Genomic DNA, 26,047 nt, shown 5'->3' on the forward strand with positions numbered 1-26,047 from the left:
TGCCTGTCACGCAGGGGGTCGCGGGTTCGAGTCCCGTCCGTTCCGCCACTTATTTTAAGAACCGTATCTCTCACGAGATACGGTTTTTTTTCGTCTGTTGTTTATATAATAAAAGGGCAATTAAGCCCTTTTAGTCGATCACTCCCAACGTTTTAGCAGCAGGCTGGCATTAACGCCACCGAATCCAAACCCATTTGATAACGCGTATTGCATGCTCAATTGACGCGCTTCCAGCGCCACCAGATTAACGCCATCTGCTTCAACATCGGGGTTGTGCAGGTTCAACGTTGGCGGAATTATCTGTTCGCGCAGAGTCTGAATGGTAAAGATGGCCTCAATTCCCCCCGCTGCGCCAAGCAAATGACCTGTCGCCGATTTCGTGGAGGTTACTGCCACCGGGTTAGCGCCAAAAACGCCTTTGATCGCCGCCAGTTCACCTTTATCACCTACCTGAGTCGAGGTGGCATGCGCATTAATATGCTGAATATCTTCTACTGAAATACCTGCCTGACGAATTGCGGCCTCCATTGCCCGGCGTGCGCCATTACCGTCTTCGGGGCCTGCAGTAAGATGATACGCATCAGCACTGGTGCCATAACCCACCAGTTCAGCAAGGGGCGTCGCTCCACGCGCCAGTGCATGTTCCAGTGATTCAATAACCAATAATCCGGCGCCTTCTCCCATCACAAACCCGTCACGATCGCGATCAAAAGGACGAGAGGCGGTTTCAGGTGCATCATTAAAGCTGCCCGACAAAGCTCTCGCCGCGGCAAAACCGGCAAGGCTGACGCGGTGAATTGCAGCCTCGCTGCCACCACACAACGCGATATCCGCTTCACCACTGCGGATCAGACGTGCGGCATCACCAATAGCCTGCGCACCGGCGGCACACGCTGTCACGGGCGCGCCGATCGGCCCACGAAAACCATAAGCAATTGAGACATGCCCGGCCGCGAGGTTAGCGAGAAAAGAAGGAATGGTAAAAGGAGAGAGGCGTCGTGGTCCCCGCGAGTCCGTGGTACGCACCGCGCTGGCAATCTCACCAAACCCGCCAATGCCTGTCGCAATAATGGTGGCAGTACGATCACGGGCAGCTTGATCCTCCGTGAACCACTTTGCCTGGGTCAGCGCCTCATGCGCGGCAACCAATGCAAATTCGATAAAGCGATCCATCTTTTTGCGCTCTTTAGCCGGGATGACGGCCAAAGGAGCAAAACCATGCTGCGGATCGTCGTCGACAGAAGGAACCTGTCCGGCAACTTTACATGCGATATCGTCGACAATCTCGTCAGCAAGACGTGTAATCCCGGATTTTCCCTGCACGAGGGATTGCCAGACATGCGATACGCCGCAGCCCAACGGGCTCACGATCCCCATCCCTGTCACGACAATGCGTTTTTGCGCAATGCTCATATTCTGTTCTCCTCTTTATGACCTGGCCTGCGGAACAAACCGCGCGGCATCAAAACTGACTTTGGCGTGTCTAAGAACGGCTGTGTGCGGCTTTTCGCTACGACAGCAGATATAGCGAATTGAACGTTTCTGGCGTGTGTTTGGCCCATAAAAGCGCCTTCATTGCTTACTGCCCGGCCTCAGGGCTTGCACCTGAGTAGTGTTGCGGAAGGAATTTCTGTCCGTTATCACCGGCACGTTTGCGTTCCAGATAGTCGTGGCGATAGCGCATAAGGGGAGATGCTGCAGGGCCGGGGATCATGCGGTATTTTTCTGGTGTGATGGGCTGGCCTGTGGCTTTGTCGACCAGGATAGGCTCAACCCTGCGCTGTGTTTCACTCTCTACCAGATGGATTTGCTCCCCTTCTGGTGCAAAATGGCGATTTCCCCATTCTGCCAGTGCTAGCAGCACCGGGCGGAAATCATGCCCGCGGGCAGTTAAATGGTATTCATAACGTGGCGGAGCGCTGCTATAACACACTTTTTCCAATAACCCATCGTCTACGAGCTCTTTCAGACGGCGCGACAGAATATTCGGCGCAACATTAGCGCTTTTCTGGAATTCATCAAAGCGGGTGAAGCCAGAGCAGGCATCACGCAGGATCATCATGCTCCAGCTATCTCCTATACGCCCCAGGCTACGGGCGATGGGGCAAGGGGCGTGGCAAAGTGGTTCGTTTTTCATCATCAATCTCTGGTGGCAGTATGATTTCTGTGCTCACGGTGACATAGTGACTTTTAAAATGCAAGTCACATGGCTTTGCCAGAACGGTGCATTATTGCTTTCATCGCAAAAATCCTCTGCTTATCAGGCCCTTTTTCCCGCTGCGGCGAGTGGTGATAATCACTTCACTGTTTTGGAACTCGATAAAAAAGAGGAATGATGATGTCTGTACCTGCATTTGGTCTTGGCACTTTCCGTTTAACGGATGACGCGGTGATTGCATCTGTCACCAACGCGCTGGAGCTGGGATATCGTGTTATCGATACCGCACAAATTTATGGTAATGAAGCTGCGATTGGTAAAGCCCTGGCGCAATGCGGGATCCCGCGTGAGGAGTTGTTTATTACCACGAAAATCTGGACGGAAAACCTGGGTGAAGAGGCGCTGATCCCCAGCCTGAAAGAGAGCCTGCAAAAGCTGGGCACCGATTATGTTGATCTAACACTGATCCACTGGCCTTCGCCGGGAGCCGCAGTGCCGGTTGCTGTTTCTATGCAGCAGTTGATGAAAGCAAAAGAGCAGGGGCTGACTCGTCAGATTGGCGTGTCCAACTTTACTATTCCGTTGATGGAGCAGGCGATTGCTGCCGTCGGTGCGGAAAATATCGCCACCAATCAGATTGAGCTGTCGCCGTACCTGCAAAACCGTAAGGTGGTGGGCTGGGCAAAACAGCATGGCATTCATATCACTTCGTATATGACGCTGGCTTATGGCAAGGCACTGAAAGATGAAGTCATTAGCCGCATTGCCAGTAAACATACTGCCACGCCGGCACAGGTGATCCTGGCCTGGGCAATGGCAGAAGGCTACGCCGTCATTCCTTCTTCGACAAAACGTGAAAATCTTGCCAGCAACCTTGAAGCACAATCGCTAATGTTGGATGCAGAAGACAAAGCGGCGATTGCAGAACTGGATTGCAATGATCGTCTGGTGAGCCCGGAAGGCCTGGCGCCTGAGTGGGACTAAACGAGACCACAACGGGAGCATAGCTCCCGTTGTTCAGCGGGGAACATGTTCGCTGATAAAGTCGATAAAGGCGCGAATACGTGTGCTGACGGCCCGATCGCTGTAATAGACTGCGCTAAAGGGCATCTCCACCGGCAGGCGTTTTTCTGCCAGCAGTTCCACCAACTCACCGCTGGCCAGTTCTTTATCGATCATATAATCCGACAGGCTGGCGATGCCGTTACCGCCCAGACACAGATGCTTCAGCGTTTCTCCGCTATTAGACGAAATGTCTGGCGTGACTTCATAAAGCTGACCATCCGCAGACGCGATCGGCCAGGTATTTAGCGTAGCCGGCTCGGTAAAGCCCAGGCAAATATGCTGAGCGAGTGCCTCTACAGATTCTGGTGTTCCGTGGCGGGCTAAATAGTCCGGCGAGGCTATAATCTTGCGATAGCTTTTAAATAACGGGCGTGCGCGCAAGCTGGAGTCGGTAAGTTTGCCGACGCGGATCGCAACATCAACTTTGCGTTCAATCAAATTGATAAACGTCTCACTTGAGACCAGCGATAAATTAATTTGTGGGTAACGTTCGCGAAAAGGCTTAATCAGCGGCATCAGAAAATGCAATACTACTGGCGTAGCGGCGTCAATTCGCAGTGTACCGCGCGGCACGGATGTGGTTTCCATGATCTCCGTTTCTGCCGCCGCCATCTCCTGCAGCACACTTTGCACACGTCGGAAATAACGCTCGCCCTCTTCGGTGAGACTCAACTGGCGCGTTGTCCGGTTAAGCAGATTAACACCAAGCTTGTTCTCCAGCTTTTTAACTGCACGGCTGATCGCCGAATTGGCCTGTCCCAGTCGTTCCGCTGCGCGGCTGAAACTGCCGCTTTCAACCACAGCGACAAAAATCGCCAGTTCTTCTGAGGTCGTTTTCATTTTTGCCTCTGTAGCAATATTGCAACGCTATTATTCATCCTCAGACTATTTAACCATGATACTCACCCTCAAGCCACGCAGGCTGTGCTACCGTGAAGTGATGAAGCACTTACTCACTTCAACGGAGTGTTTTTCTCCCTATTGGCGTTGAAACTGTGCGCTACAATCCCTATAACTGAAAGACAGCCAGGGACCAGGGCGCAGAAATCAATGAGGTTTGAAGCCGAAAGTGCCAAAAAATACCTATGCCATGCGTTATGTTGCCGGACAACCTGCGGAGCGTATTTTACCGCCGGGGTCTTTCGCGAGTATTGGTAAAGCGTTGCCCGCCGGGGTGCCGCTGAGCAGCGATGACAAAATCCGTGTACTGGTGTGGAATATTTTTAAACAACAGCGTGCTGAGTGGCTGTCGGTACTTCAGAATTTCGGCAAAGATGCTCACCTGGTTCTCCTGCAAGAAGCACAGACCACGCCTGAGCTGGTGAGGTTTGCGACCACTAACTATCTGGCTGCCGATCAGGTCCCTGCCTTTGTTTTACCGCAACATCCTTCTGGCGTGATGACACTCTCCTCTGCGCATCCTGTTTATTGTTGCCCTTTGCGCGAACGTGAGCCGATTCTGAGACTGGCAAAATCGGCGCTGGTCACGGTTTATCCGCTGCCCGACCAGCGCAATCTGATGGTCGTGAATGTTCATGCGGTGAATTTCAGTCTGGGCGTGGATGTTTACAGTAAACAACTGCTGCCGATTGGCGATCAAATTATGCGTCATGTCGGGCCAGTGATTATGGCCGGTGATTTCAATGCCTGGAGCCGCCCGAGAATGAACGCGCTTTACCGCTTCTCGCGGGATATGTCGCTGCGCCAGGTACGATTTACGGATGACAATCGTCGACGGGCCTTCGGGCGCCCGCTGGATTTTGTCTTTTACCGCGGTTTAAATGTGCAGGAAGCATCGGTGCTGGTTACCCGGGCCTCTGACCATAATCCGTTGCTGGTGGAGTTCACGCCCGTCAGGCCGGGCAAGTAACGGCGACAAACAGGCGAAAAAAAAGCACCGGGGGAATCGGTGCTTTTTTTATTGGTCAGGATCAGGAATCCGGCGTGCTGCTGTTTTTCACAAACAACGTCAGCTGATCGCCCGGCTGCAGATTGTCTGTATCGCTATTCCAGCGCATAACATCTTTGATGTTCACGCCGTGGCTCTTCGCGATACTGGACAACGAGTCGCCTTTGCGTACGCGATAGGTAATGCTATCGCTGTTGCTGGCAAGCCGCTGTGCACTTGTGCCTGCACCGATGGTAAGACTCTGGCCCACTTTCAGGTTCGCACCGCGAAGATCGTTCCATTGCTGGAGATCCTTCGTGGTCACGCCAAGGCGTGCTGCGATAGCAGAAAGGGTATCGCCAGAGCGAACCTTATAACCGCGCGTGGTCAGCGGTGTATTCTCAGCAACCAGCGTAGGTTGCACGGCAGCAATTTCGCCTGAAGCCAGCGATTCACGCAGCTGATCTGCATGTTTCTGCGGCACCATAACATATTGCGGCCCTGCTGAACCCAGCGTCGACCCTTTAACACCTGCGTTAAAGGCTTTCAGCTTGTTCACTGAGATGCCCGCCATTTCCGCCAGTTGTTCAACCTCAACCGGGCTGCTCAACCTGACGCGTGCCAGCGCACGGCTTTCATCTGGTGTTGGCAGACTCACGCCATAACGCTTGCTGTTCTTGAGTATGTCGCTCAGGGCCAGCATTTTCGGCACATAAATTTTGGTTTCCTGCGGCAACGACAGCGACCAGAAGTCCGTGGGTTTACCCCGCGCTTTGTTCGCTTTTATTGCCTTCAGAACGCGGCCTTCACCACTATTGTAAGCGGCAACAGTCAATAACCAGTCGCCGTCAAACATACGGTTAAGACGCTGCATCATGTCGAGTGCGGCCGTCGTAGACGCCACAACATCACGACGCGCATCGTAGCTGCGTGTCTGTTTTAAACCATAATTACGCCCGGTGCTCGGAATGATCTGCCAAATGCCTGCGGCATTGGCGCCAGACGTCGCGTGTGGGTTAAAAGCGCTCTCCACTATGGGTAGTAGTACCAGTTCCATGGGCATGTTACGTTTTTTAACTTGCCCTGCTATCCAGTACATATACGGCTCTGCCCGTAAAGTTACATCGTGGAGATAGCTCTTATTGCTTAAGTACCTTAGTTTCTGTTCGCGAATCCGGCTGTTTTCCGGAATTCCCATCTTTAGCTCGTCGCTAATGGAAGCCCACAAGTCGCTGTTACTCTGGGCGGCAAATGTTCCATCGTCCATCCACCGCGCCTGACTTGTAAACTTCCCAGCTTCCCCTTGACCAGCTGCAGAAAGGCTCTGTGCGTGCTGTTGGACCGTGCCATCGCGATTGGAGGCCTGGCACCCCACGAGCAGGACAGAGGCGAATAATATCGCTTTTGCCTTCATGTGTGTGTCAATAGTAGTTGCTTAAAAGACGAGCGATCATAACGGCGAAGTTTTCAAAAGGCAACCCGGAAATATCAGAAGTTATCTTTCTTTGACCGTAACCATGCAAAACGTGCTTCTGAGTGTTGCAAATTTGTTTCTTGGTTAATAACGTCAATTAAATCATCATCTTCGGTGCGTAAAAATAAATTAATTTGCCGCTCTTTTTTCAGAATAACGGGCAGTGTGCTTTGATTTTTTGCACGTAACTCCTTAACTTTTCGATAGTATTCGTTAAGTGCCCGATCCTGGGGCAGAATGCTCAGCGCAAACTTCATATTTCCTAAAGTGTATTCGTGGGCGCAACAAATCACCGTATCGTCCGGAAGCGCATTAATCTTACAAAAGGATTGATACATCTGCTCTGCCGTCCCTTCGAAAAGTCTGCCACACCCGCCAGAGAAAAGCGTGTCACCGCAAAACAGATAAGGAAAACTGAAGAAACAGATATGTCCTAAAGTGTGGCCTGGCGTGGCAAAGACAGAAAATTCATGCCCCAAAACGACCACAGAATCACCTTCAGCAACCACCTGAGTTGCGCCCTTATCTTGTGTTTCCGCAGGGCCGTATACCACAAGATCGGGAAAGCGTTGCAAGAGTTCTTTCACACCGCCCACGTGGTCATTGTGGTGATGGGTTAAAAATATCGCTTCGGGTTGCCAGCTATGCGCTTCAATGGCGCGCACGACAGGTGCTGCTTCGCCCGGATCAACGATCAGACAGCGTCCATCGTCATTATTCAGCACCCAGATGTAGTTATCCTGAAACGCGGGAATACTGTTAAGATTCATAAATTACCTCTCAAAGCGTAGCGGAAGGTTGTGATGAAACCGGCAAGGACTCCTCGAACATTCGTAGCACCTGCAAGCTGGGGCGACATACCCAAAGGCGCCTGGTACCGCGAGTCCCTGGAAGGTGAACTTAAGCCATGGCTGGCAAAAATGTACGGATTTCATTTACTTAAAATCGGTAATCTTAGCGCGGAAATCAATGTCGAAAGTTGCGCTATTTCCCATCAGGTGAATGTCTCACTGGCTGGCGAGCCGGCGCAAGTCAGAGCCGATCCGTTGCATCTCCCCTTTGAAGAGAAATCGATCGATGCCTGCCTGCTGGCGCACACGCTGCCCTGGTGTACCGATCCGCACCGCCTGTTACAGGAAGTCGACCGCGTATTGATTGATGATGGCTGGGTAGTGCTGAGTGGTTTCAACCCCATCAGCCTGCTTGGGCTCAGCAAAGCCATCCCGTTTGTGCGCCGTAATCCGGCGGTAAAAAGCCGGATGTTCACTCTGATGCGCCAGCTGGACTGGCTATCATTGCTGAATTTCGAGGTGTTACATTATAGCGGTTTTCGCGTGCTGCCCTGGACCAAATCTGGCGGGAAACTGCTCAGCACGCATTTACCTGCTCTGGGGTGCATGCAGTTGATTGTGGCCCGCAAACGCACAATTCCCCTGACGCTAAATCCGATGAAGCAGAGCCGTAACAAACCGCACGTCCGGCAGACGGTCGGCGCGACCCGCCAGTCTTAGCTTTCGGGTTGATAGCCCACATCTTCCTGGGTTGGGTTCATTGCGGCTGCCCGCGCCAGCTCATCGCAACGTTCGTTTTCTGGATGCCCGGCATGGCCTTTGACCCATTCCCAGCGGATTTGATGTTGGCTGAGCGCCGCATCCAGCCGCTTCCAGAGATCGACATTCTTGACCGGCTTTTTATCGGCTGTTTTCCAGCCGCGTTTTTTCCAGTTGTGGATCCACTGGGTGATCCCCTGGCGTACGTACTGGCTGTCTGTGCTGAGCACCACTTCGCAATGCTCTTTTAACCCTTCCAGCGCCACAATCGCCGCCATTAGCTCCATGCGATTGTTGGTAGTGAGACGATAACCCGCGCTGAAGAGCCTTTCATGTTGGCGATAGCGTAAAATCGCACCGTAGCCACCAGGGCCTGGATTGCCAAGGCAGGATCCATCGGTGAAAATTTCTACCTGTTTAAGCATCTCTGGTAGACTTCCTGTGTTTAAAACGACAAGTCTGACATAAATGACCGCTATGAGCACTGCAATTACACGACAGATCGTCCTCGATACCGAAACCACCGGTATGAACCAGATCGGCGCCCACTATGAAGGGCACAAAATTATTGAAATCGGTGCCGTGGAAGTCGTGAACCGTCGACTGACGGGAAATAACTTCCATATCTACCTGAAACCCGATCGGCTGGTGGATCCGGAAGCGTTCGGCGTTCACGGTATTGCCGACGAATTCCTGCTGGATAAACCGACCTTTGCCGATATTGCCGATGAGTTTATTGAGTATATCCGCGGCGCGGAACTGGTGATCCATAACGCATCGTTTGATATCGGCTTTATGGACTATGAGTTCAGCAAGCTGAATCGCGGGATCCCTAAGACCGAAACCTTCTGCAAAGTTACCGATAGCCTGGCGCTGGCGCGTAAAATGTTCCCGGGCAAGCGCAACAGCCTGGATGCACTCTGCTCGCGTTACGAAATCGACAACAGCAAACGTACACTGCACGGGGCGTTACTTGACTCCCAAATCCTTGCTGATGTCTATCTGATGATGACCGGCGGCCAGACATCGATGAAGTTTTCGATGGAAGGCGAAGGTCAGTCACAGGCAGGGGAAATGGGTATCCAGCGTGTTGTCCGCCAGGCAAGTAAGTTGCGCGTTGTTTTTGCCAGTGATGAGGAGGTAGTAGCCCATGAATCCCGCCTCGATTTAGTGCAGAAGAAAGGCGGAAGTTGCCTGTGGCGTGGCTGAATCGCATTGTAATATCAGTAAAAAACGCGACATGGGCGATTTTTGCAGCAAACGATTTAAAACGAAAGAAAAAGCGTTGACGGCGCATGGCGCAATACGTAATATGCGCCTCGTTCCCTGAAGGGAACACAACGCGGAGCGGTAGTTCAGTCGGTTAGAATACCTGCCTGTCACGCAGGGGGTCGCGGGTTCGAGTCCCGTCCGTTCCGCCACTATTCAGAAGGCCTGAATCAGTAATGATTCAGGCCTTCGTCGTTTTTACTCCTTCACGGCTACCTGCTGCGCGCTAAATCCGCTGCTTACCCTCTCACGTTCATGGCGCGCCATCCAGCGATAGCAACCCGCGCCGAGGAACGCACCGATAAACCAGCTAAAGTTGGCCACCTCATGCAAGGCCGGAATAAAACTGATCACCAGGCCAATAATGACTGCCGGTACCAGTGCCGCAATGGCTTTTGGATTGAAGCCATTTTTGTACCAGTAGCGGCCTTGCGGTGATACGGTGAAAAGATCATCAATAAACACTTTCCCGCGTTTGATCAGGTAAAAATCTGCCAACAGAATGCCAAACAATGGCCCGATAAATGCCCCCAGTACATCCAGTGTGTAGTGGATAAGTTCCGGTGACTGGAACAGATTCCACGGCGTCAACAGGACTGAACCGACTGCCGCGATCATCCCGCCGGTGCGGAAGCTGATGTTTTGTGGCGAGCAGTTAGAAAAATCAAAAGCTGGTGAGACAAAGTTAGCAACAATGTTGATGCCGATGGTCGCGGTGATCATGGTCAGCAGGCCAATCGCCATTGCCAGACTGTTGCCAATATGGCTTACCGTTTCAATCGGATCAGTGATCATCTTGCCAAAGAGCGACTGGGTGCCGGACACGATCACCACAGTCACAATCGAAAACAGTAAAAAGTTAAATGGCAGTCCCCAGCGATTGCCGCGGCGGATCTCCTGCATGCTCTTGCCGTAACGTGAAAAGTCGCCAAAGTTAAGCAGCGGACCGGAGAAATAAGACACCACCAACGCTGTTGCGGTGATCATCTGCCAGGTTTGTTCACCTGCGGTCAGCTGTTTGCTGGCCAGGGTAAATGAGATGCCATCAAAACCGGTTTGGTAAAGGATCCAGCCCGCCAGCGCCAGCATCACCACATAGACTGCCGGTCCGGCGACATCGATAAAGCGTTTTATCGCACTCATCCCATGCCAGAACACCAGCGCTTGTAACACCCACATGATGGAGAAACACACCCAGCCAAGATGCGACAACCCAAGGAAATGCCCCTGAGTCATTGGCGCGAGGGCAGGCCAGAACTTCAGCATTACCAGCATCAGCGCGTTTGCCGCCAGATAGGTTTGAATACCGTACCAGGCAAAAGCGATTAAGCCACGGATGACGGCAGGAATATTGGCGCCGAATACGCCAAATGCCTGGCGAGAAATGACCGCGTAAGGTACGCCCGCCATTTGGCTGGGTTTAGCGACCAGGTTTGCGCACAATTGCACAATACAGATCCCCAGTAGCAGGCAGATCAGCACCTGCCAGCTGGCCAGTCCGAGGGCGAAGAAGCTGGCGGCAACCACATAGCCGCCCATGCTATGCACGTCGGACATCCAGAAAGAGAAAATGTTGTACCAGCTCCAGTTCTGATTGCGGGTCGGCGCCAAATCATCATTCGTCAGGCGCGGGCTATAACGTGCATCGTAATTAGGTTCAAGATTTGGCATGGATTCTGCTCCTCTGCATACAGATAGTGACGGTGTGTCTGTGGGCTCACGTTGCATTAACCAGGCCAGGTTTTAATTTTTTGTATACAAAATAAATTAATGATGTATACAAAAATGGAACGACTGAGTAATAAAGGAAGGGCGCAATGAATCATCCTGCGGGGCTACAGACCCCATCAGATCTGGAAGATAAAGAGAATTTCATCTGGCAGTCGCTGATGACCGCCATTGTTGAGCATCAATTACCACCGGGAAGCAAATTGCCGGAAGAGGCACTGGCCGAGGTTTTTGGTGTGAGCCGAACCGGCATTCGTAAGGTACTGACGCGCCTTGCGACAGTGCAAATGATCACCATGGCGCCCAGGCGTGGTGCATTTGTCGCCAACCCAGGCGTTGAAGAATCGAAAGCCATTTTTACCACCCGCAAGATGATTGAGTGCGCAAACCTGGCGCAGGTGCTGGAACATTTACAGCCGCCGCATCTTGCCGGGCTGGAGAAGATCATTGCGCAGGAAGAAGAGGCGCACCACAGCCACGATGGCGCGGCAGCAATCCGCCACTCCGCTGCTTTTCACATTCAACTTCAGGCCATTTCCGGTAACGCGGTAGTGACCGATATCATTACCACGCTGGCACAGCGTTCTTCGCTGGTGATTGCCGCCTGGGGTGCGCCCTGGCAGCGCGGGTGCCGCTGCGACGACCATGATCACCTCATCACGCTGCTGCGTAATAAAGATTTGCCGGCGCTGAGTCACACCATGTCCCATCACTTCGATAATATTCTGTCCAGCCTGCGCTTTGAGCGCAGTGGAGAGACACTACCTGATTTTGCCCGCCTGTTCGGCACACCGGGAGAACACGAATGAACGCGTTTTGTATACAAGTTATCAACCCTAACACCAGCCCGGAAATGACCCGGACCATTGCCCAGGCAGCACGACGCGTGGCGGCAACCGGCACGACAATCCTCGCCAGCTGTCCGACCCAGGGTGTGGAGTCCATTGAAGGCCATTTCGATGAGGCAATTGCTGCCATCGGGGTATTAGAGCAGATCAAACAGGGGAGAGCGCAGGGGGCGCAGGGGCACGTTATTGCCTGTTTTGGTGACCCCGGTTTGTTGGCCGCCCGCGAAGCGGCTACCGGGCCTGTGGTGGGCATTGCCGAAGCCGCAATGCATATGGCGACGCTGGTGGCGACGCGCTTTTCGATTGTAACGACACTACCGCGCACAGTGATCATTGCCCGTCATCTGTTGCGTCAGTATGGCTTTGAACACCACTGTGCCGCTGTGCATGCCATCGATTTACCTGTGCTGGCGCTGGAAGATGGCACGGGCCTTGCACAGAAAAAGGTACGCGAACGTTGTATACAAGCGAAACGGGAAGATAACAGTGGCGCAATTGTGCTGGGGTGCGGCGGTATGGCGGATCTCGCGGATGCGCTGACCCAGGAGCTGGGGATCCCGGTCATTGATGGTGTCACGGCAGCGGTGAAAATGGTGGAATCCCTTCTCGCGCTTGGCCTGGGCACCAGTAAATATGGCGATCTCGCGTATCCCAATAAAAAGCCGCTTTCCGGATGTTTCGAAAATCTCTGCTGAAAGCGGCCCTGTATAAAGAGGTCAAATCAGCATGCAAGCAGCAACGGACAAACCTTTCTGGCACTTTACCGCTGACTATCCGCGCGATATGGCAGGCTACGCGGGTAAGCCGCCCCATGCTCAATGGCCTGGCGGAGCGCGTATTGCGGTTCAGTTTGTCCTTAACTTTGAAGAAGGCGGCGAAAATCATGTGCTGCATGGCGATAACGGTTCGGAGCAGTTTTTGTCAGACATTATTGGCGCTGCCAGCTACCCGGCACGCCATATGTCGATGGACTCACTCTATGAGTACGGCTCCCGCGCCGGTTTCTGGCGCATCCATGAAGCGTTTCAAAAACGTGGTCTGCCTCTAACGGTCTTTGGCGTGGCGATGGCGCTGGCACGCAACCCGGCGATTGTCGAGGCAATCAAAGCGGCAAACTACGATGTGGTCAGCCACGGCTGGCGCTGGATCCATTATCAGGATATGGATATCCAGACCGAGCGGCAGCACATGCAGCAGGCGGTTGAGATCCTGCATGCGCTTTTCGGTAAAAGGCCGCTTGGCTGGTATACCGGGCGCGACAGCCCAAATACCCGCAAGCTGGTGGTGGAGCAGGGCGATTTTCTTTATGACAGCGATTATTACGGTGATGATCTCCCTTTCTGGACCACTGAAGCGGGCAAACCCCATCTGATCGTCCCCTATACGCTGGATACTAACGATATGCGTTTTGCCACCGCGCAAGGGTTCAATACCGCCGAGCAGTTCTACACCTACCTGAAAGACAGCTTTGATGTGCTGTACGAAGAGGGAGAAAGCGCACCGAAGATGATGTCCGTTGGTATGCACTGCCGTTTGCTTGGTCGCCCCGGGCGATTCAGGGCGTTACAGCGTTTTCTTGATTATGTGCAAAGCCACGACGATGTGTGGATCTGCCGCCGCCAGGACATTGCCGAACACTGGGTGCAACACCACCCGTTTCAGGGGTGATTTGGCGGGCATTTGCCCGCTGGCCGCGGGCGTTTAACGCACCAGACGGAGCTGTTGTAAATTGCCGTCCAGCTGCAAGTTAGTTTGCAATCGCGCTACATCCCGGCAGGTGAACGCCATCGCTTTATGCTGCGCCAGCTTATGCCGCCACTTTTCAGGGGCCTCATCCAGGTGCTCATACAGTGCCTCCAGTGTGGGGAACTGGCTGAGCAGCTGGGTGGCGCTTTTTGGCCCGATACCGGCGACGCCCGGAATTTTAGAACTGCTGATGCCCGCCAGTCCCCAATAGTCCGGTAGCTGCTGCGGCGTGACGCCATACTCCTTTGCAATGAAAGACGCATCCAGCCAGCGTTTCTGAAAATAGTCACGAATACGGATTGTTGGAGAAAGCAGCTGACAGTAGCCTTTGTCTGTGGAGACGATGGTTGCCTGCTGCCCGGCCTGCGCCATTTTCACCGCCAGCGTAGCAGCCAGATCGTCTGCTTCATTACCCGGGGTTGCCCAGCAGCGAATGCCGCGTTGCTCAAAGGCTGCGCGCAGAGCGGGCATTTCGGCATGCAGTGTGTCTGGCATCGGCGGGCGGCCTGCTTTGTAATCGGGCAAAAGCTGGTGACGCCAGCCCTGATTACGGGCTTCATCATCAAACACTGCAACGGCATGCGTGGGCTGACTGTGCACAATCAATTGCGCCAGCGCGTGCAGGCAGGTATCCACGCAGGGCGATCCCTGTACAGCATGAATTCGGCGAATGAGATTGAGTGCGTCGACAATTAACAGATGTGCCACAGAAACCCTCCTTGAAATCGGGGCTAAGGGTAACATTGCAAGCAAATCGGCGCTATGAATCGGGGCGTGATCGGGAAAATGCCTCGCAAAACGAGGCATTTCGGGCAGGATTAATCGCAGGTCACAATTTTCATTGCCAGGCCGCCGCGCGATGTTTCGCGGTACTTGGCATTCATATCTTTACCGGTTTCGTACATGGTCTCGATAACTTTATCGAGGCAGACGCGCGGCTCGCTGGTACGGCGCAGTGCCATACGGGCAGCGTTCACGGCTTTTACTGACGCGATCGCATTGCGTTCAATACAAGGCACTTGCACCTGGCCGGCAACCGGGTCACAGGTTAACCCCAGGTTATGCTCCATGCCAATTTCCGCCGCAATACAGACTTGTGCCGGGCTGCCGCCGAGCAGTTCCGCCAGGCCCGCCGCCGCCATAGAACAGGCTACGCCAACTTCGCCCTGGCACCCTACTTCGGCCCCGGAGATCGACGCATTCATCTTGTACAGTGAGCCAATAGCGCTGGCCACCAACAGATAACGCGCGAGCGAGTTAGCATTAACCTGACGGATAAACTTGTCGTAGTACGCCAGCACGGCCGGTACGATCCCGCAAGCGCCGTTAGTCGGAGCGGTAACGACACGGCCACCCGCGGCGTTCTCTTCATTGACCGCCAGCGCGAACATATTGATCCAGTCAACAACCGCCATCGGATCGGTGGTGGTTTTGTCGCTGCTAACCAGCATACGTCGCAGCGCGGCCGCACGGCGCGGAACACGCAGTTTACCCGGCAATACGCCTTCAGTGACGATGCCCCGTTCGATACCGCCGCTCATCACTTCCCATACGCGGGCCAGGTGCTGCTCCAGCTCAGTTTTGCTGTGCAACGCCAGTTCGTTCTGCATCATCAGGCCAGAGAGTGACAAACCGGTCTCTTTGCAATGCTGTTGCAGATCCGCCGCCGTTTTGTACGGGTACGGTACTGCTACCGGATCGCTGGAGGTTTGTCCGAAGTGGGCCTCATCAACGATGAATCCGCCGCCGATGGAGTAATAAGTCTGGCTATAAAGTATCTTCTCGCCGGCAAGCGCAGTAATACGCATACCATTTTCATGCAGCGAGAGGTTATCGGCATGGAAGTTCATGCACTGATCGACCGGAAACTCGACTTCGTGTTCACCGTTCGCCAGCAGCAGACGGCCATGCGTATTAACGTCCTGAATGAACCCTGGAATCGCATCGATGTCGACGCTGTCCGGCAGGTTTCCGGCAAGGCCCATAATGATGGCGATATCGGTGTGGTGCCCTTTCCCGGTCAGTGAGAGCGAGCCGTAAACATCCACCACTACGCGGGTGACGTCGTGCAACATGCTGCGGGCAATCAGATCGTCTGTGAATTGCTTACCGGCTTTCATTGGGCCAACGGTATGCGAACTGGAGGGGCCAATGCCGATTTTAAAAATGTCGAATACGCTGATCATGACGCATTATCCATTGCAAAGAGGAACGCGCCGCCCGTTAAAGACGGCGCGAAAAAGATTAGCTGAACAGGGAGAAGAAGATCGCGGAGATAGCGATAAGACCCATGATAACGATAAATACGTTGCTGATATGGCCGCTGTATTTACGCATTGCCGGTACTTTGGCGATGGCGTACATCGGCATCAGGAACAGGATCATCGCGATAATCGGACCGCCGAGGGTTTCGATCATCCCCAGAATGCTTGGGTTCCATGTTGCGACCGCCCAGGTCGTCAGCAGCATAAACAGCGCGGTAATGCGGTTCAGCTTGTTAATTTCAATGGTTTTGCCTTTGCTACGCAGCGACTTAATAACCATACCGTTGAAACCTTCACGCGCGCCCAGGTAGTGGCCAAGGAAGGATTTGGTAATGGCGATCATGGCAATGATCGGCGCCATCCAGGCAATCAGCTCCACATTAAAGTGGTTTGCCAGGTAAGAAAGGATTGAAATGTTCTGCTCTTTCGCTGCGGCCAAATCTGCCGGAGAGAGGCTCAGCACGCAGCTGAACACAAAGAACATGACCGTCAGCACCATCATGATGTGTGCGAATGCCAGAATGCGTGAGCATTTGCGCTCCGCTTCAACGCCGTATTCTTCACGTTTTGCTACTGCAAAAGAGGAGATGATCGGGGAGTGGTTAAAGGAGAACACCATTACCGGAATCGCCAGCCACAGGGTCATCCACAGACCGTGACCGGTCGCAGAAGCACTACCGAGGGACAGGGTTTCCAGCACCGCGCCGTTCCACTGCGGGATCAGGTAGACCGCCAGCAACATCAGAGCAATAACAAACGGGAATACCAGAATACTCATCGCTTTGACGATCATCTGCTCGCCAAAACGCACGATTGTCATCATGCCAACGATCAGGATCAGCGACAGGATAGCGCGCGGCGGCGGCGTCATGCCCAACTGGTGGCTCATAAAGCTGTCGACCGTATTGGTGATAGCCACGCTGTACACCAGCAGAATAGGGTAGATAGCAAAGAAATAGAGCAGGGTAATCAGCTTACCTGCACCAATACCGAAATGTTCTTCTACCACTTCGGTGATGTCTTCGCCCGGGTTTTTACCGGAAAGCACAAAACGGGTCAGGCCACGGTGTGCGAAGAAGGTCATTGGAAAAGCAATAATCGCCATGATTATCAGCGGGATAAGTCCGCCAACGCCGGCGTTGATTGGCAGGAATAAAACACCCGCACCGATCGCGGTGCCGTAAAGGCCCAGCATCCACATGGTGTCGGTCTTCCGCCACGAACTGCGCGTTTCTGTCGAAGCGAGCGTGCTGGTTTGAGTCGTTTCCATTTATAAATCTCCTGGGAAAAGCAAAATGCTGTCATCACGGGTAAAAAGAACACCAGCAACGTCAACGGTAATATTAAATTTGGTCAATTACGGTTTTTTTATAATTTCTTTCCGTAACTATTGGCGGCGGAAAGATACATTTATGTTATGACTCTATCAGTGATCAGGATCGCAATTGCAATAATCTACCTTTTATGTGGATATATTTAGACCATCTCACTGGATTACGATCATCAGGTGGGATTTATGGGTGAGAAGGCGTCCGTCAGCCAGATTTGCGATCGAAATCTCACTCAGCAAAGAGGATAAAACCGCTATTAAACGCTTCAATTGCAGTGATTTATCAACATTATGGCCAGTTGAAATATACGAATAGCTTATAGAGGCGTTTGATTGCTGCGGGAGAAAAATCCGAGGTATAAGGGCGACTTATTGGTCGCCCTTGTCGATCAGGCACATATTTCGTAGCAGGGGATATAGGCGGAGCCAGGAAGTTTCATACGGTGCTGGGCGACAAAGCCCTGCAGTAGATCGTCCATGCGGCGCATCATTTCGCTGTCGCCGTGAATTTTGTAAGGGCCGAACTCCTCAATCGCCCGGATGCCCATCTCTTTCACGTTACCCGCCACAATGCCAGAGAAGGCACGGCGCAGATCTGCCGCCAGCACTTCCACCGGTTGGTCCGGGTAGAGTTTAAGGTTCGCCATATTCTCGTGCGTGGGTTCGAAAGGTACCTGCAGATCCGGCGCAATACGAATCGACCAGTTGAAGCTATAAGCATCGCCAGTGTTGCGGCGGTTCTCTTTCACCTGCGGCATTGCTTTTTTCATCAGGCGGGCCACTTCTGCCGCATCATTAATGATAATGGTGTAGTGGCGTCGCGCGGCCTCGCCCAGCGTATTGACGATGAATTCATCCAGCACGCGGAAATAGTCAGCGCTCTCTTTCGGCCCGGTAAGGATCAGCGGCAGAACCTGATCTTTGTTCGCCGGGTTCATTAAGATCCCCAACAAATAAAGCAGTTCTTCTGCGGTACCTACGCCGCCTGGGAAGATAACGATCCCGTGAGCGATACGCACAAACGCTTCCAGACGTTTTTCAATATCCGGCATGATGATCAATTCATTGACCAGCGGGTTTGGCGGTTCAGCGGCAATGATTGACGGTTCGGTCATGCCAATAAAACGGCCTTCTTTATAACGCTGCTGCGCATGGCCGACGGCGGCACCTTTCATGGGCGCTTCCATCGCTCCTGGCCCGCAACCGGTGCAGATGTTCAGCTCGCGCAAGCCAAGCTGCGTACCGACGCGGCGGGCATAAAGGTACTCCGTTTCATTAATGGAGTGACCTCCCCAGCAGACCACCATGCTCGGCGCTTCGCCAACGTGCAGCGCACGGGCGTTACGTAAAATGGAGAAGACCAGATTGGTAATATGGATTGAGCTTTCCAGATCCAGATGCTGGAACCGCCCGGCGTTACTGATTTGCCCATTCACGAACAGAATATCGCGCAATACCGCAAACAGGTTGGCCTGTAGCGAACGGATAATCCGGCCGTCAACAAAGGCCTCTTCCGGTGGGTTGATAAGTTCCAGCTTCACGCCGCGTTCACGGCGCAACACGTTGATATCAAAACTTTCGTAGCGGGACAGCAGCTCTTTGCTGTTATCTGTCAGGCTCCCTGAGTTCAGTACAGCGAGCGAACAGTTGCGAAACAGTTGATACAGGTCGCTGCTGGCCGTGCGTTTAAGCATATCGACTTCCAGCTGCGACAACATATCCATTGAGCCAAGCGGGCTAATATGTGTAATCAAGTGAACTCCTTACGGGACGAAAATTTTATCTTCCCTGATGATTACAATAGCCCTGGCTTATGACGTTTAACAACCCGCGCACGGAATGTTTTACTGGCGCACCAGTCGCCCGGTTGCCGGAACGAAATCGGTGTTGGTTCGCCAGGGGTTAATGTCCAGCCCACCGCGACGGGTATAACGCGCATACACGCTCAGTTTTTCCGGCTGACAAAACCGCTGAATGTCCGTGAAAATACGCTCCACACACTGTTCATGGAACTCATTGTGATGGCGGAATGAAACCAGATAACGCAGCAATTTTTCACGGTCGATTTTTGCCCCGCGATACTGGATTTGCACAGATCCCCAGTCAGGCTGGTGGGTAATCAGGCAGTTGGATTTTAACAGATGGCTGACCAACGTCTCTTCGACCACTTTTCCGCTTGCTGCATCGCGGAGTAATGCAGCGTCAAAATCGTAATTACCGATTTCAATATCCTGGTCATCAATGCAGGTTCCATGAAAGTGAGCAATCGGCTGGCCTTCCATTTCATCAATACGGTAAAGCGCGACAGTAACGTCACCTTGCGCGCAGGCGCTCAGATCGCGCGCCAGCGTGGCGCGTACCTCATCCCAGTTCGCAAACCGGGTCTGGTTGAAGCTGTTGAGGTACAACTTGAAGCTTTTTGATTCCACCAAATTCAGGCTGGCGTAATCCAGTTCCACATGGCCCACCGCGACCTGCGGTAGCCCTTTCGCATTCAGCCAGGAGAGTTCGTACAGCGTCCAGATATCTGCGCCGTGAAAGGGCAGATTATCGGCTGTTAACCCCAGCGGATCGCGATTCAGCGAGCGGGGAACGCCCTGCAGCAGCGTGGCGTCGTAGGTGTCGCGGTAATCGGTGGCTTTGCCAAGCGTCAGGCCAGACAGCGCCTGGTGGTTATCATAAGAAGACATGTTTCATCGCCATTTTGCAGGTAAACTATGCGACAGAGTTTATCCTGGCTTATGTGAAGAGAGAAATCGGTGGAAAAAGAGACGGCGCTGGCCCTCGAAGCCTTTACCCAACGTTATTGTGACGCGTGGCATGAACAACACGGCAGTTGGCCACAGAGCGAGGAGCTTTATGGCGTACCTTCTCCGTGCATCATTTCTTCCACTGCCGATCGTGTTTTCTGGCAGCCACAGCCGTTCCCGCCTGGGCGAAATGTAAACCCGATTGAACAGGCAATGGATATTGTGATACAACCTGCGGTCCACGCGTTCTATACCACGCAATTTGCCGGTGATATGACGGCGCGTTTCGCAACGGAAAGCCTGACGTTGCTGCAAACCTGGAGTGAAGAGGACTTCCTGCGTGTTCAGGAAAACCTGATTGGTCACCTCGTCACGCAGAAAAGACTCAAACTTTCGCCTACACTTTTTATTGCCACGCTCAATAGCGAGTGGGACGTGATTTCGCTTTGCAACCTGAGCGGCGAGGTCATCAAAGAAACGCTGGGAACGCGGCAACGGGTTGTTCTTGCACCCACCCTGGCGGATTTTTTGCGTCAACTCGAACCCGTTGTGTAATCCACTATACTACTCCCCTTGTAAGAGATCTCTTACACGACCTGTAGGAGATCGCCTGTTCTAATCCCTTTTATTCTCTGCGCCATCTCTTATTAACTTATTTAATATCAGTAGATTAATCTTATAACCCCTGCTTTTAGTGGCTTCTTTCACTGGATTATTTGCGTTAAGTCTCCTTGTAAGACAGGCCGTAATGGGGGATTCTATCTCTGTCGACACGGAGTGCGACGCTGAAGCGTACATCAGGATGATGTTGCTTCGAAGGACACACCAGAAGGTGCTGCAAGGAAGGTCTCAGGAACGAGGCGAGAGGAAAACGCAGGTAAGCGTAAAGGACACCTCCAGGACGGAGAATGTGAGCCGATCAGGATGCACGGCGGATCAGGAAGATCAGGGACACGCTTTAAGGATAAGGCTATGTCACATCGGGGTGGTGTGAGCATGATGCGCTGTTTAAGGATGAACTGGTCAGGAGACCACAGGAAAAGTTGTCAAGGATGAGCAGGGAGCACAATAGGTAGCTGGACTGCTGCAAAACGAACCGGGAGCACTGTTTTTTACAGTGCTCCCTTTTTTTATTTCTCTCACTCTTTGGTATCCTGCGCGCCAGTTTGTTTTATATCGGGGGAGATATGACTCTTCATGACCACGTGCGCCAGCAGCTCCAGCTTCTTGAAACCCAGTTGCGCGAACACGATTTATGGCAAAGCACCGTGCCTGATGCCAGCGCTTTCGCCAGTACCCAACCCTTTTGCATGGACACGCTCGCGCCGTTTGAGTGGCTGCAGTGGGTTTTGATCCCGCGCATGCATGCCCTGCTGGACAGCGGGCAGCCGCTGCCGCAAGCGTTCGCTATTGCACCCTATTATGAGATGGCGCTGGATGCAGCCCATCCTCATCGCGACGTTATGCTGCACCACTTGCAGCAGCTCGATGCCTTGTTTAACGACGACGAAACCTGATGCTGGAAATCATTTACCAGGATGAATGGCTGGTCGCGGTCAATAAGCCGTCGGGCTGGCTGGTGCACCGTAGCTGGCTGGATCGCGATGAGAAAGTGGTGGTAATGCAAACGGTGCGTGACCAAATTGGCCAGCACGTTTTCACTGCGCACCGTCTCGACAGACCAACGTCCGGCGTCTTGCTGATGGGGTTATCCAGCGAAGCGGGGCGTTTGCTCGCACAACAGTTTGAGCAACACCGGATCCAGAAACGCTACCATGCGATCGTGCGCGGCTGGCTAATGGAAGAGGCGCTGCTGGATTATCCGCTGGTTGAAGAGCTGGATAAAGTGGCGGACAAATTCGCCCGCACTGATAAAGGCCCGCAGCCTGCGGTAACGCATTACCGTGGGCTGGCAACCACCGAAATGCCCGTCGCTACCGGCAAGTTCCCGACGACCCGTTACGGCCTTGTAGAACTTGAGCCGAAAACCGGGCGCAAGCATCAATTGCGCCGGCATCTGGCGCATTTGCGCCATCCGATTATTGGCGACAGTAAACACGGTGATTTACGGCAAAACCGCAGTGCGGCTGAGCATTTTGGCTGTCAGCGTTTAATGCTCCATGCCAGTCAGTTAACGCTTAAGCATCCGTTTACTGGTGAGCCGTTAACCTTACGCGCCGGGCTGGATGATATCTGGATGCATGCGTTGTCGCAGTTCGGGTGGCGGGGACTTCTCCCTGAGAATGAAAGGGTTGAGTTCTCTGTGCTGAGCGGTCAGGATGAGGGCAGTCTGGACTTATCCAAGGAGTGAAAATCATGGCGGACGTTGGCATTTTTGTGGGCACCATGTACGGCAATTCGCTGTTGGTGGCAGAAGAGGCGCAGGCGATCTTAACGGCGCAAGGGCACAACGCAACGGTATATGAAGATCCTACGGCGGCGGACTGGGACAATAATCAGGGGCGATATGCGCTGGTAGTGACCTCGACCACCGGGCAAGGAGATTTACCGGATAGCATCGCGCCGCTGTTTCACCATCTGCGCGATAAGGTCGGCCACCAGCCGGCGCTGCGTTACGGTATGATCGCGTTGGGCGATAGTACCTATTCTCATTTTTGCGGCGGCGGTAAGCAGTTCGATGCGCTATTACAGGAACAGGGTGCGCAGCGCATTGGCGAGGTACTGATGATCGACGCCAGTGAAGATCCCGAGCCGGAGAGCGTCGCCAATCCGTGGGTTGAACACTGGGCAACGCTACTGAAATAATCATTCTCCTCTCCCTTCAGGGAGGGGAACCCCCCTATTTATATATACCCTTCCATCATTGTCGTCAGGCGATCCGCAGGGTGATAGCGCCACCACATTATGCGCAAACTGAATCGAGTAAGTTTCAGGCAAACGCCCCGTATTTTTCGCTCATCATCGGCAAAAAGACGTGCATTTCCACGGGGTCAAGCGACCCGTTTCACATTTTTTAAAACCGCCAGGCTTTTGACCATTCCGCGACGCGATCAGTTTTCATTTCCGTGAGGTACTCCCCATACGCCTGGGCTAATGCCATAAACCACCGGGCAGGGGTGACAGAATGTTGTGGTGTTGCACGGTGAGAGTTACCAGGCCGCTTTTTATACTTTTTCTCGCCAGTTAAAAAAATGCAGTCCGCATGGGATAGCGACCCGGCAGGGAAACTGCAAAAACACAGACATCATCCTGCCTGCCCCTACAGGTTGTGCCGTACAGGATGAATGTACATGAACATTGATGCTTCGGGAGTACAACCATGAGTACATTTAGCCAGACGGCGAGCGGTGCTGAGAAGCGCACAAACGCACGCTACTGGATTGTGGTGATGCTGTTTATCGTCACATCCTTCAACTACGGCGACCGCGCCACGCTGTCGATTGCCGGCTCGGAGATGTCCAAAGCCATTGGTCTGGATCCGGTCGGCATGGGGTATGTCTTTTCTGCGTTTTCCTGGGCTTACGTTATTGGCCAGATCCCGGGCGGCTGGTTGCTTGACCGCTTCGGCTCTAAACGCGTCTATTTCTGGTCTATCTTCACCTGGTCCCTGTTTACCTTGCTGCAGGGCTTTGTGGACGTGTTCAGCGGCTTTGGCATCATTGTGGCGCTCTTTACGCTGCGCTTTATGGTCGGCCTGGCTGAGTCTCCCTCTTTCCCTGGCAACAGTCGCATTGTCGCGGCCTGGTTCCCGGCGCAGGAGAGGGGAACGGCGGTGGCAATTTTTAACTCCGCGCAATACTTTGCCACCGTCATTTTCGCCCCGATCATGGGCTGGCTGACCCACGAAGTGGGCTGGTCGCATGTCTTCTTCTTTATGGGCGGATTAGGGATTTTCATCAGTCTGCTGTGGCTGAAAATGATCCACGAGCCCAATCAACACCCAGGCGTCAACAAGAAAGAGCTGGAGTACATTGCCGAAGGCGGTGCGTTGATCAACATGGATCAGAAAAGCGCCAAAGAGAGCGTTCCATTCTCCGAAAAATGGGGCCAGATCAAACAGCTCCTCTGCTCGCGCATGATGATCGGGGTATATGTGGGCCAATATTGCATTAATGCGCTGACCTACTTCTTCATTACCTGGTTCCCGGTTTATCTGGTGCAGGCACGCGGTATGTCGATCCTGAAAGCGGGCTTTATCGCCTCGATTCCGGCGATCTGCGGCTTCGTAGGTGGAGTGCTGGGCGGTGTGATTTCCGACTGGTTAATGCGTCGTTATGGTTCGCTGAATATGGCGCGTAAGACCCCTATCGTTCTGGGCATGCTGCTCTCCATGAGCATGGTGTTCTGTAACTATACGGACTCGGAAACGCTGATTATCGCGTTTATGGCGCTGGCATTCTTCGGCAAAGGCATCGGTGCACTGGGCTGGGCGGTGATGGCCGATACGGCGCCAAAAGAGATCAGCGGCCTGAGCGGCGGCCTGTTCAATATGTTTGGCAATATTTCCGGCATCGTCACGCCGATTGCCATCGGCTATATCGTGGGTACAACCGGTTCGTTTAACGGTGCGCTGATTTATGTCGGTATCCATGCGCTGGTAGCGGTATTGAGTTATCTGGTACTGGTGGGTGACATCAAACGCATCGTACTGAAACCTGTCACAGGACGTTAAGAATGAATACGCAAGCAAGCCCCATTATCACAGAGATGAAAGTCATTCCCGTGGCGGGACATGACAGCATGCTGATGAACATCGGCGGTGCGCATAATGCCTGGTTCACCCGCAATATTGTGGTGCTCACAGATAACGCCGGTAACACCGGCGTTGGAGAAGCGCCAGGCGGTGAAGTGATTTATAAAACGCTGGTGGACGCCACGCCGATGGTGGTTGGCCAACAAGTCGCTCGGCTGAACAAAGTGGTGCAGCGCGTCCACAAAGGCAACCAGGCGGCGGACTTTGATACTTTCGGCAAAGGCGCCTGGACCTTTGAACTGCGCGTCAATGCGGTAGCAGCACTGGAAGCGGCGTTGCTGGATCTGTTAGGCAAGGCGTTGAATGTGCCGGTATGCGAACTGCTTGGCCCCGGCAAACAGCGTGACGCCGTTACCGTGCTCGGTTATCTGTTCTATGTGGGCGATCGCACCAAAACCGATTTGCCCTACCTCGAAGCCACGCCGGGGCAGCACGAGTGGTATCACTTGCGCCACCAGCAAGCGATGAACAGCGACGCCGTGGTACGCCTGGCGGAAGCCTCGCAGGATCGCTACGGTTTTAAAGATTTCAAACTCAAAGGCGGTGTTCTGCCTGGCGAGAAAGAGATCGACACTGTGCGGGCGTTGAAAAAACGCTTCCCCGATGCGCGCATCACCGTCGATCCGAACGGGGCCTGGCTGCTTGATGAGGCCATTAGCTTGTGTAAAGGGTTGAATGATGTGCTGACCTATGCCGAAGATCCGTGCGGCGCAGAACAGGGCTTCTCCGGGCGCGAGGTAATGGCGGAATTCCGCCGCGCCACCGGCTTGCCGGTCGCCACCAACATGATTGCCACCAACTGGCGCGAAATGGGACACGCAGTGATGTTAAACGCTGTCGACATTCCGCTGGCCGATCCCCATTTCTGGACGCTCTCCGGCGCGGTGCGCGTGGCGCAACTGTGCGATGACTGGGGCTTAACCTGGGGTTGTCACTCCAATAACCATTTCGATATTTCGCTGGCGATGTTTACCCATGTGGGCGCAGCAGCCCCAGGCACGCCGACGGCCATTGATACCCACTGGATCTGGCAAGAGGGCGACGCGCGCCTGACCAAACAGCCGCTGGAAATCCGTCAGGGCAAAATTGCCGTACCCGATGCACCAGGACTCGGTGTCGAACTCGACTGGGATCAAATTGAAAAAGCGCACGCCGCATACAAAAAGTTGCCTGGTGGCGCGCGTAATGACGCAGGCCCGATGCAATATCTCATACCTGGCTGGACGTTTGACAAAAAACGCCCCGTTTTTGGACGTCATTGAT

General features: G+C 53.4%; 26 protein-coding genes and 1 tRNA gene. 15 read left to right on the top strand and 12 right to left on the bottom strand.

From position 1 onward, the window contains the following. Positions 1–138: 138 nt before the first annotated feature. Together fabF and RTX30_RS08175 are read right to left on the bottom strand one after the other, a co-directional pair. Positions 139–1,413 (bottom strand): beta-ketoacyl-ACP synthase II, encoded by a 1,275-nt coding sequence (fabF, locus tag RTX30_RS08170; RefSeq protein ID WP_312688761.1) that lies wholly within the window; start codon positions 1,411–1,413, stop codon positions 139–141. Between the two features lie 166 nt (positions 1,414–1,579). After that, positions 1,580–2,137, bottom strand: a complete 558-nt coding sequence (locus RTX30_RS08175; RefSeq protein WP_312689125.1) for a helix-turn-helix domain-containing protein — start codon at positions 2,135–2,137, stop codon at positions 1,580–1,582. On the opposite strand from RTX30_RS08175, the gene RTX30_RS08180 reads away from it, so the two are divergent. Further along, on the top strand, positions 2,061–2,336 hold the full coding sequence (locus RTX30_RS08180) for a hypothetical protein (protein ID WP_312689142.1): 276 nt from the start codon (positions 2,061–2,063) through the stop codon (positions 2,334–2,336). The genes RTX30_RS08175 and RTX30_RS08180 overlap by 77 nt on opposite strands. Positions 2,337–2,338: 2 nt before the next feature. Continuing rightward, positions 2,339–3,142 carry a 2,5-didehydrogluconate reductase DkgB gene (gene dkgB / locus RTX30_RS08185; protein ID WP_312688763.1) on the top strand — a complete coding sequence of 268 codons (804 nt, stop codon included), beginning with the start codon at positions 2,339–2,341 and terminating at the stop codon, positions 3,140–3,142. A gap of 33 nt (positions 3,143–3,175) precedes the next feature. Here the strand turns inward: dkgB and yafC are convergent, their stop codons facing one another. Further along, positions 3,176–4,063: a DNA-binding transcriptional regulator YafC gene (gene yafC, locus RTX30_RS08190; protein WP_312688764.1), complete on the bottom strand. Its 888-nt coding sequence runs from the start codon at positions 4,061–4,063 to the stop codon at positions 3,176–3,178. A gap of 229 nt (positions 4,064–4,292) precedes the next feature. Between yafC and RTX30_RS08195 the strand changes: the two genes are divergently transcribed. Continuing rightward, the gene (locus RTX30_RS08195) at positions 4,293–5,093 is read left to right on the top strand and encodes an endonuclease/exonuclease/phosphatase family protein (RefSeq protein WP_312688765.1); all 801 of its coding nucleotides are present in this window, start codon (positions 4,293–4,295) and stop codon (positions 5,091–5,093) included. A 61-nt stretch (positions 5,094–5,154) separates the two neighbouring features. Here the strand turns inward: RTX30_RS08195 and mltD are convergent, their stop codons facing one another. Beyond that, positions 5,155–6,525 (bottom strand): murein transglycosylase D, encoded by a 1,371-nt coding sequence (gene mltD / locus RTX30_RS08200; protein WP_312688766.1) that lies wholly within the window; start codon positions 6,523–6,525, stop codon positions 5,155–5,157. A 74-nt stretch (positions 6,526–6,599) separates the two neighbouring features. Then, positions 6,600–7,355 (bottom strand): hydroxyacylglutathione hydrolase, encoded by a 756-nt coding sequence (gene gloB, locus RTX30_RS08205; protein ID WP_312688767.1) that lies wholly within the window; start codon positions 7,353–7,355, stop codon positions 6,600–6,602. 33 nt (positions 7,356–7,388) lie between these two features. Between gloB and RTX30_RS08210 the strand changes: the two genes are divergently transcribed. After that, a complete protein-coding gene (locus RTX30_RS08210) occupies positions 7,389–8,096 on the top strand; it encodes a class I SAM-dependent methyltransferase (RefSeq protein WP_312688768.1) in 708 nt (235 codons plus the stop codon). Here RTX30_RS08210 and rnhA read toward each other — a convergent pair. Next, entirely contained in the window at positions 8,093–8,659 is a 567-nt protein-coding gene (gene rnhA, locus RTX30_RS08215; protein WP_312688770.1) for a ribonuclease HI, read from the bottom strand. The two genes, RTX30_RS08210 and rnhA, sit on opposite strands and share 4 nt — an antisense overlap. Between rnhA and dnaQ the strand changes: the two genes are divergently transcribed. Both dnaQ and RTX30_RS08225 read left to right on the top strand, forming a co-directional pair. Further along, positions 8,613–9,344: a DNA polymerase III subunit epsilon gene (dnaQ, locus tag RTX30_RS08220; protein WP_312688771.1), complete on the top strand. Its 732-nt coding sequence runs from the start codon at positions 8,613–8,615 to the stop codon at positions 9,342–9,344. The two genes, rnhA and dnaQ, sit on opposite strands and share 47 nt — an antisense overlap. A 135-nt stretch (positions 9,345–9,479) precedes the next feature. Next, positions 9,480–9,556, top strand: a tRNA-Asp gene (locus RTX30_RS08225). A gap of 46 nt (positions 9,557–9,602) precedes the next feature. Here the strand turns inward: RTX30_RS08225 and RTX30_RS08230 are convergent. Then, positions 9,603–11,075: an NCS1 family nucleobase:cation symporter-1 gene (locus RTX30_RS08230; protein ID WP_312688773.1), complete on the bottom strand. Its 1,473-nt coding sequence runs from the start codon at positions 11,073–11,075 to the stop codon at positions 9,603–9,605. 146 nt (positions 11,076–11,221) lie between these two features. Here RTX30_RS08230 and RTX30_RS08235 point away from each other — a divergent pair, with 146 nt between their 5' ends. Genes RTX30_RS08235 through puuE form a run of 3 tightly spaced genes read left to right on the top strand, consistent with a single transcriptional unit; the run spans position 11,222 to position 13,648 of the window. Further along, on the top strand, positions 11,222–11,941 hold the full coding sequence (locus tag RTX30_RS08235; protein ID WP_312688775.1) for a GntR family transcriptional regulator: 720 nt from the start codon (positions 11,222–11,224) through the stop codon (positions 11,939–11,941). Then, positions 11,938–12,675: an aspartate/glutamate racemase family protein gene (locus RTX30_RS08240; protein ID WP_312688777.1), complete on the top strand. Its 738-nt coding sequence runs from the start codon at positions 11,938–11,940 to the stop codon at positions 12,673–12,675. The genes RTX30_RS08235 and RTX30_RS08240 overlap by 4 nt, the downstream gene beginning before the upstream one ends. A 31-nt stretch (positions 12,676–12,706) precedes the next feature. After that, positions 12,707–13,648 (top strand): allantoinase PuuE, encoded by a 942-nt coding sequence (gene puuE, locus RTX30_RS08245; protein WP_312688779.1) that lies wholly within the window; start codon positions 12,707–12,709, stop codon positions 13,646–13,648. Between the two features lie 33 nt (positions 13,649–13,681). Here the strand turns inward: puuE and xni are convergent, their stop codons facing one another. From xni to queF, 5 genes are all read right to left on the bottom strand, one after another. Then, positions 13,682–14,434 (bottom strand): flap endonuclease Xni, encoded by a 753-nt coding sequence (xni, locus tag RTX30_RS08250; RefSeq protein ID WP_312688780.1) that lies wholly within the window; start codon positions 14,432–14,434, stop codon positions 13,682–13,684. Between the two features lie 110 nt (positions 14,435–14,544). Beyond that, on the bottom strand, positions 14,545–15,912 hold the full coding sequence (locus tag RTX30_RS08255) for an L-serine ammonia-lyase (RefSeq protein WP_312688782.1): 1,368 nt from the start codon (positions 15,910–15,912) through the stop codon (positions 14,545–14,547). 58 nt (positions 15,913–15,970) lie between these two features. Further along, entirely contained in the window at positions 15,971–17,260 is a 1,290-nt protein-coding gene (locus RTX30_RS08260) for an HAAAP family serine/threonine permease (protein WP_312688784.1), read from the bottom strand. A 449-nt stretch (positions 17,261–17,709) separates the two neighbouring features. Next, positions 17,710–19,074: a nucleotide 5'-monophosphate nucleosidase PpnN gene (gene ppnN, locus RTX30_RS08265; RefSeq protein WP_312688786.1), complete on the bottom strand. Its 1,365-nt coding sequence runs from the start codon at positions 19,072–19,074 to the stop codon at positions 17,710–17,712. Positions 19,075–19,164: 90 nt separating this feature from the next. Beyond that, on the bottom strand, positions 19,165–20,010 hold the full coding sequence (gene queF / locus RTX30_RS08270; RefSeq protein WP_312688788.1) for an NADPH-dependent 7-cyano-7-deazaguanine reductase QueF: 846 nt from the start codon (positions 20,008–20,010) through the stop codon (positions 19,165–19,167). Between the two features lie 69 nt (positions 20,011–20,079). Here queF and syd point away from each other — a divergent pair, with 69 nt between their 5' ends. The 6 genes from syd to RTX30_RS08300 all read left to right on the top strand — a co-directional run bounded on the left by syd (position 20,080) and on the right by RTX30_RS08300 (position 26,046). Continuing rightward, positions 20,080–20,625, top strand: a complete 546-nt coding sequence (gene syd, locus RTX30_RS08275) for a SecY-interacting protein (RefSeq protein WP_312688789.1) — start codon at positions 20,080–20,082, stop codon at positions 20,623–20,625. A gap of 632 nt (positions 20,626–21,257) precedes the next feature. Beyond that, complete coding sequence (locus RTX30_RS08280; protein ID WP_312688790.1) at positions 21,258–21,587, top strand: YqcC family protein; 330 nt, start codon at positions 21,258–21,260, stop codon at positions 21,585–21,587. Beyond that, complete coding sequence (truC, locus tag RTX30_RS08285) at positions 21,587–22,381, top strand: tRNA pseudouridine(65) synthase TruC (protein WP_312688791.1); 795 nt, start codon at positions 21,587–21,589, stop codon at positions 22,379–22,381. Before RTX30_RS08280 ends, truC begins: the two co-directional genes overlap by 1 nt. 5 nt (positions 22,382–22,386) lie before the next feature. Next, on the top strand, positions 22,387–22,836 hold the full coding sequence (locus RTX30_RS08290; RefSeq protein WP_312688792.1) for a flavodoxin: 450 nt from the start codon (positions 22,387–22,389) through the stop codon (positions 22,834–22,836). 514 nt (positions 22,837–23,350) lie between these two features. Next, positions 23,351–24,703, top strand: coding sequence for an MFS transporter (locus RTX30_RS08295; RefSeq protein WP_312688794.1), 1,353 nt, complete (start codon positions 23,351–23,353; stop codon positions 24,701–24,703). A 2-nt stretch (positions 24,704–24,705) separates the two neighbouring features. Continuing rightward, complete coding sequence (locus RTX30_RS08300; RefSeq protein ID WP_312688796.1) at positions 24,706–26,046, top strand: enolase C-terminal domain-like protein; 1,341 nt, start codon at positions 24,706–24,708, stop codon at positions 26,044–26,046. The last annotated feature ends 1 nt before the right edge of the window (position 26,047 follow it).

The sequence above is a fragment of the Kosakonia sp. genome (assembly GCF_032052965.1).
In the GTDB taxonomy this organism is placed as follows: Bacteria; Pseudomonadota; Gammaproteobacteria; order Enterobacterales; family Enterobacteriaceae; genus Kosakonia.

What these genes read in the sequence shown, in the direction of transcription:
- dnaQ (WP_312688771.1), top strand. Translation starts at nt 8,613, where the DNA reads ATGAGCACTGCAATTACACGACAGATCGTCCTCGATACCGAAACCACC.
- RTX30_RS08260 (WP_312688784.1), bottom strand. Translation starts at nt 17,260, where the DNA reads ATGGAAACGACTCAAACCAGCACGCTCGCTTCGACAGAAACGCGCAGT.
- RTX30_RS08240 (WP_312688777.1), top strand. Translation starts at nt 11,938, where the DNA reads ATGAACGCGTTTTGTATACAAGTTATCAACCCTAACACCAGCCCGGAA.
- RTX30_RS08175 (WP_312689125.1), bottom strand. Translation starts at nt 2,137, where the DNA reads ATGAAAAACGAACCACTTTGCCACGCCCCTTGCCCCATCGCCCGTAGC.
- RTX30_RS08280 (WP_312688790.1), top strand. Translation starts at nt 21,258, where the DNA reads ATGACTCTTCATGACCACGTGCGCCAGCAGCTCCAGCTTCTTGAAACC.
- truC (WP_312688791.1), top strand. Translation starts at nt 21,587, where the DNA reads ATGCTGGAAATCATTTACCAGGATGAATGGCTGGTCGCGGTCAATAAG.
- RTX30_RS08295 (WP_312688794.1), top strand. Translation starts at nt 23,351, where the DNA reads ATGAGTACATTTAGCCAGACGGCGAGCGGTGCTGAGAAGCGCACAAAC.
- gloB (WP_312688767.1), bottom strand. Translation starts at nt 7,355, where the DNA reads ATGAATCTTAACAGTATTCCCGCGTTTCAGGATAACTACATCTGGGTG.
- fabF (WP_312688761.1), bottom strand. Translation starts at nt 1,413, where the DNA reads ATGAGCATTGCGCAAAAACGCATTGTCGTGACAGGGATGGGGATCGTG.
- dkgB (WP_312688763.1), top strand. Translation starts at nt 2,339, where the DNA reads ATGTCTGTACCTGCATTTGGTCTTGGCACTTTCCGTTTAACGGATGAC.
- RTX30_RS08255 (WP_312688782.1), bottom strand. Translation starts at nt 15,912, where the DNA reads ATGATCAGCGTATTCGACATTTTTAAAATCGGCATTGGCCCCTCCAGT.
- RTX30_RS08230 (WP_312688773.1), bottom strand. Translation starts at nt 11,075, where the DNA reads ATGCCAAATCTTGAACCTAATTACGATGCACGTTATAGCCCGCGCCTG.
- mltD (WP_312688766.1), bottom strand. Translation starts at nt 6,525, where the DNA reads ATGAAGGCAAAAGCGATATTATTCGCCTCTGTCCTGCTCGTGGGGTGC.
- RTX30_RS08300 (WP_312688796.1), top strand. Translation starts at nt 24,706, where the DNA reads ATGAATACGCAAGCAAGCCCCATTATCACAGAGATGAAAGTCATTCCC.
- RTX30_RS08210 (WP_312688768.1), top strand. Translation starts at nt 7,389, where the DNA reads ATGAAACCGGCAAGGACTCCTCGAACATTCGTAGCACCTGCAAGCTGG.
- RTX30_RS08290 (WP_312688792.1), top strand. Translation starts at nt 22,387, where the DNA reads ATGGCGGACGTTGGCATTTTTGTGGGCACCATGTACGGCAATTCGCTG.
- RTX30_RS08180 (WP_312689142.1), top strand. Translation starts at nt 2,061, where the DNA reads ATGCTCCAGCTATCTCCTATACGCCCCAGGCTACGGGCGATGGGGCAA.
- RTX30_RS08235 (WP_312688775.1), top strand. Translation starts at nt 11,222, where the DNA reads ATGAATCATCCTGCGGGGCTACAGACCCCATCAGATCTGGAAGATAAA.
- queF (WP_312688788.1), bottom strand. Translation starts at nt 20,010, where the DNA reads ATGTCTTCTTATGATAACCACCAGGCGCTGTCTGGCCTGACGCTTGGC.
- puuE (WP_312688779.1), top strand. Translation starts at nt 12,707, where the DNA reads ATGCAAGCAGCAACGGACAAACCTTTCTGGCACTTTACCGCTGACTAT.
- yafC (WP_312688764.1), bottom strand. Translation starts at nt 4,063, where the DNA reads ATGAAAACGACCTCAGAAGAACTGGCGATTTTTGTCGCTGTGGTTGAA.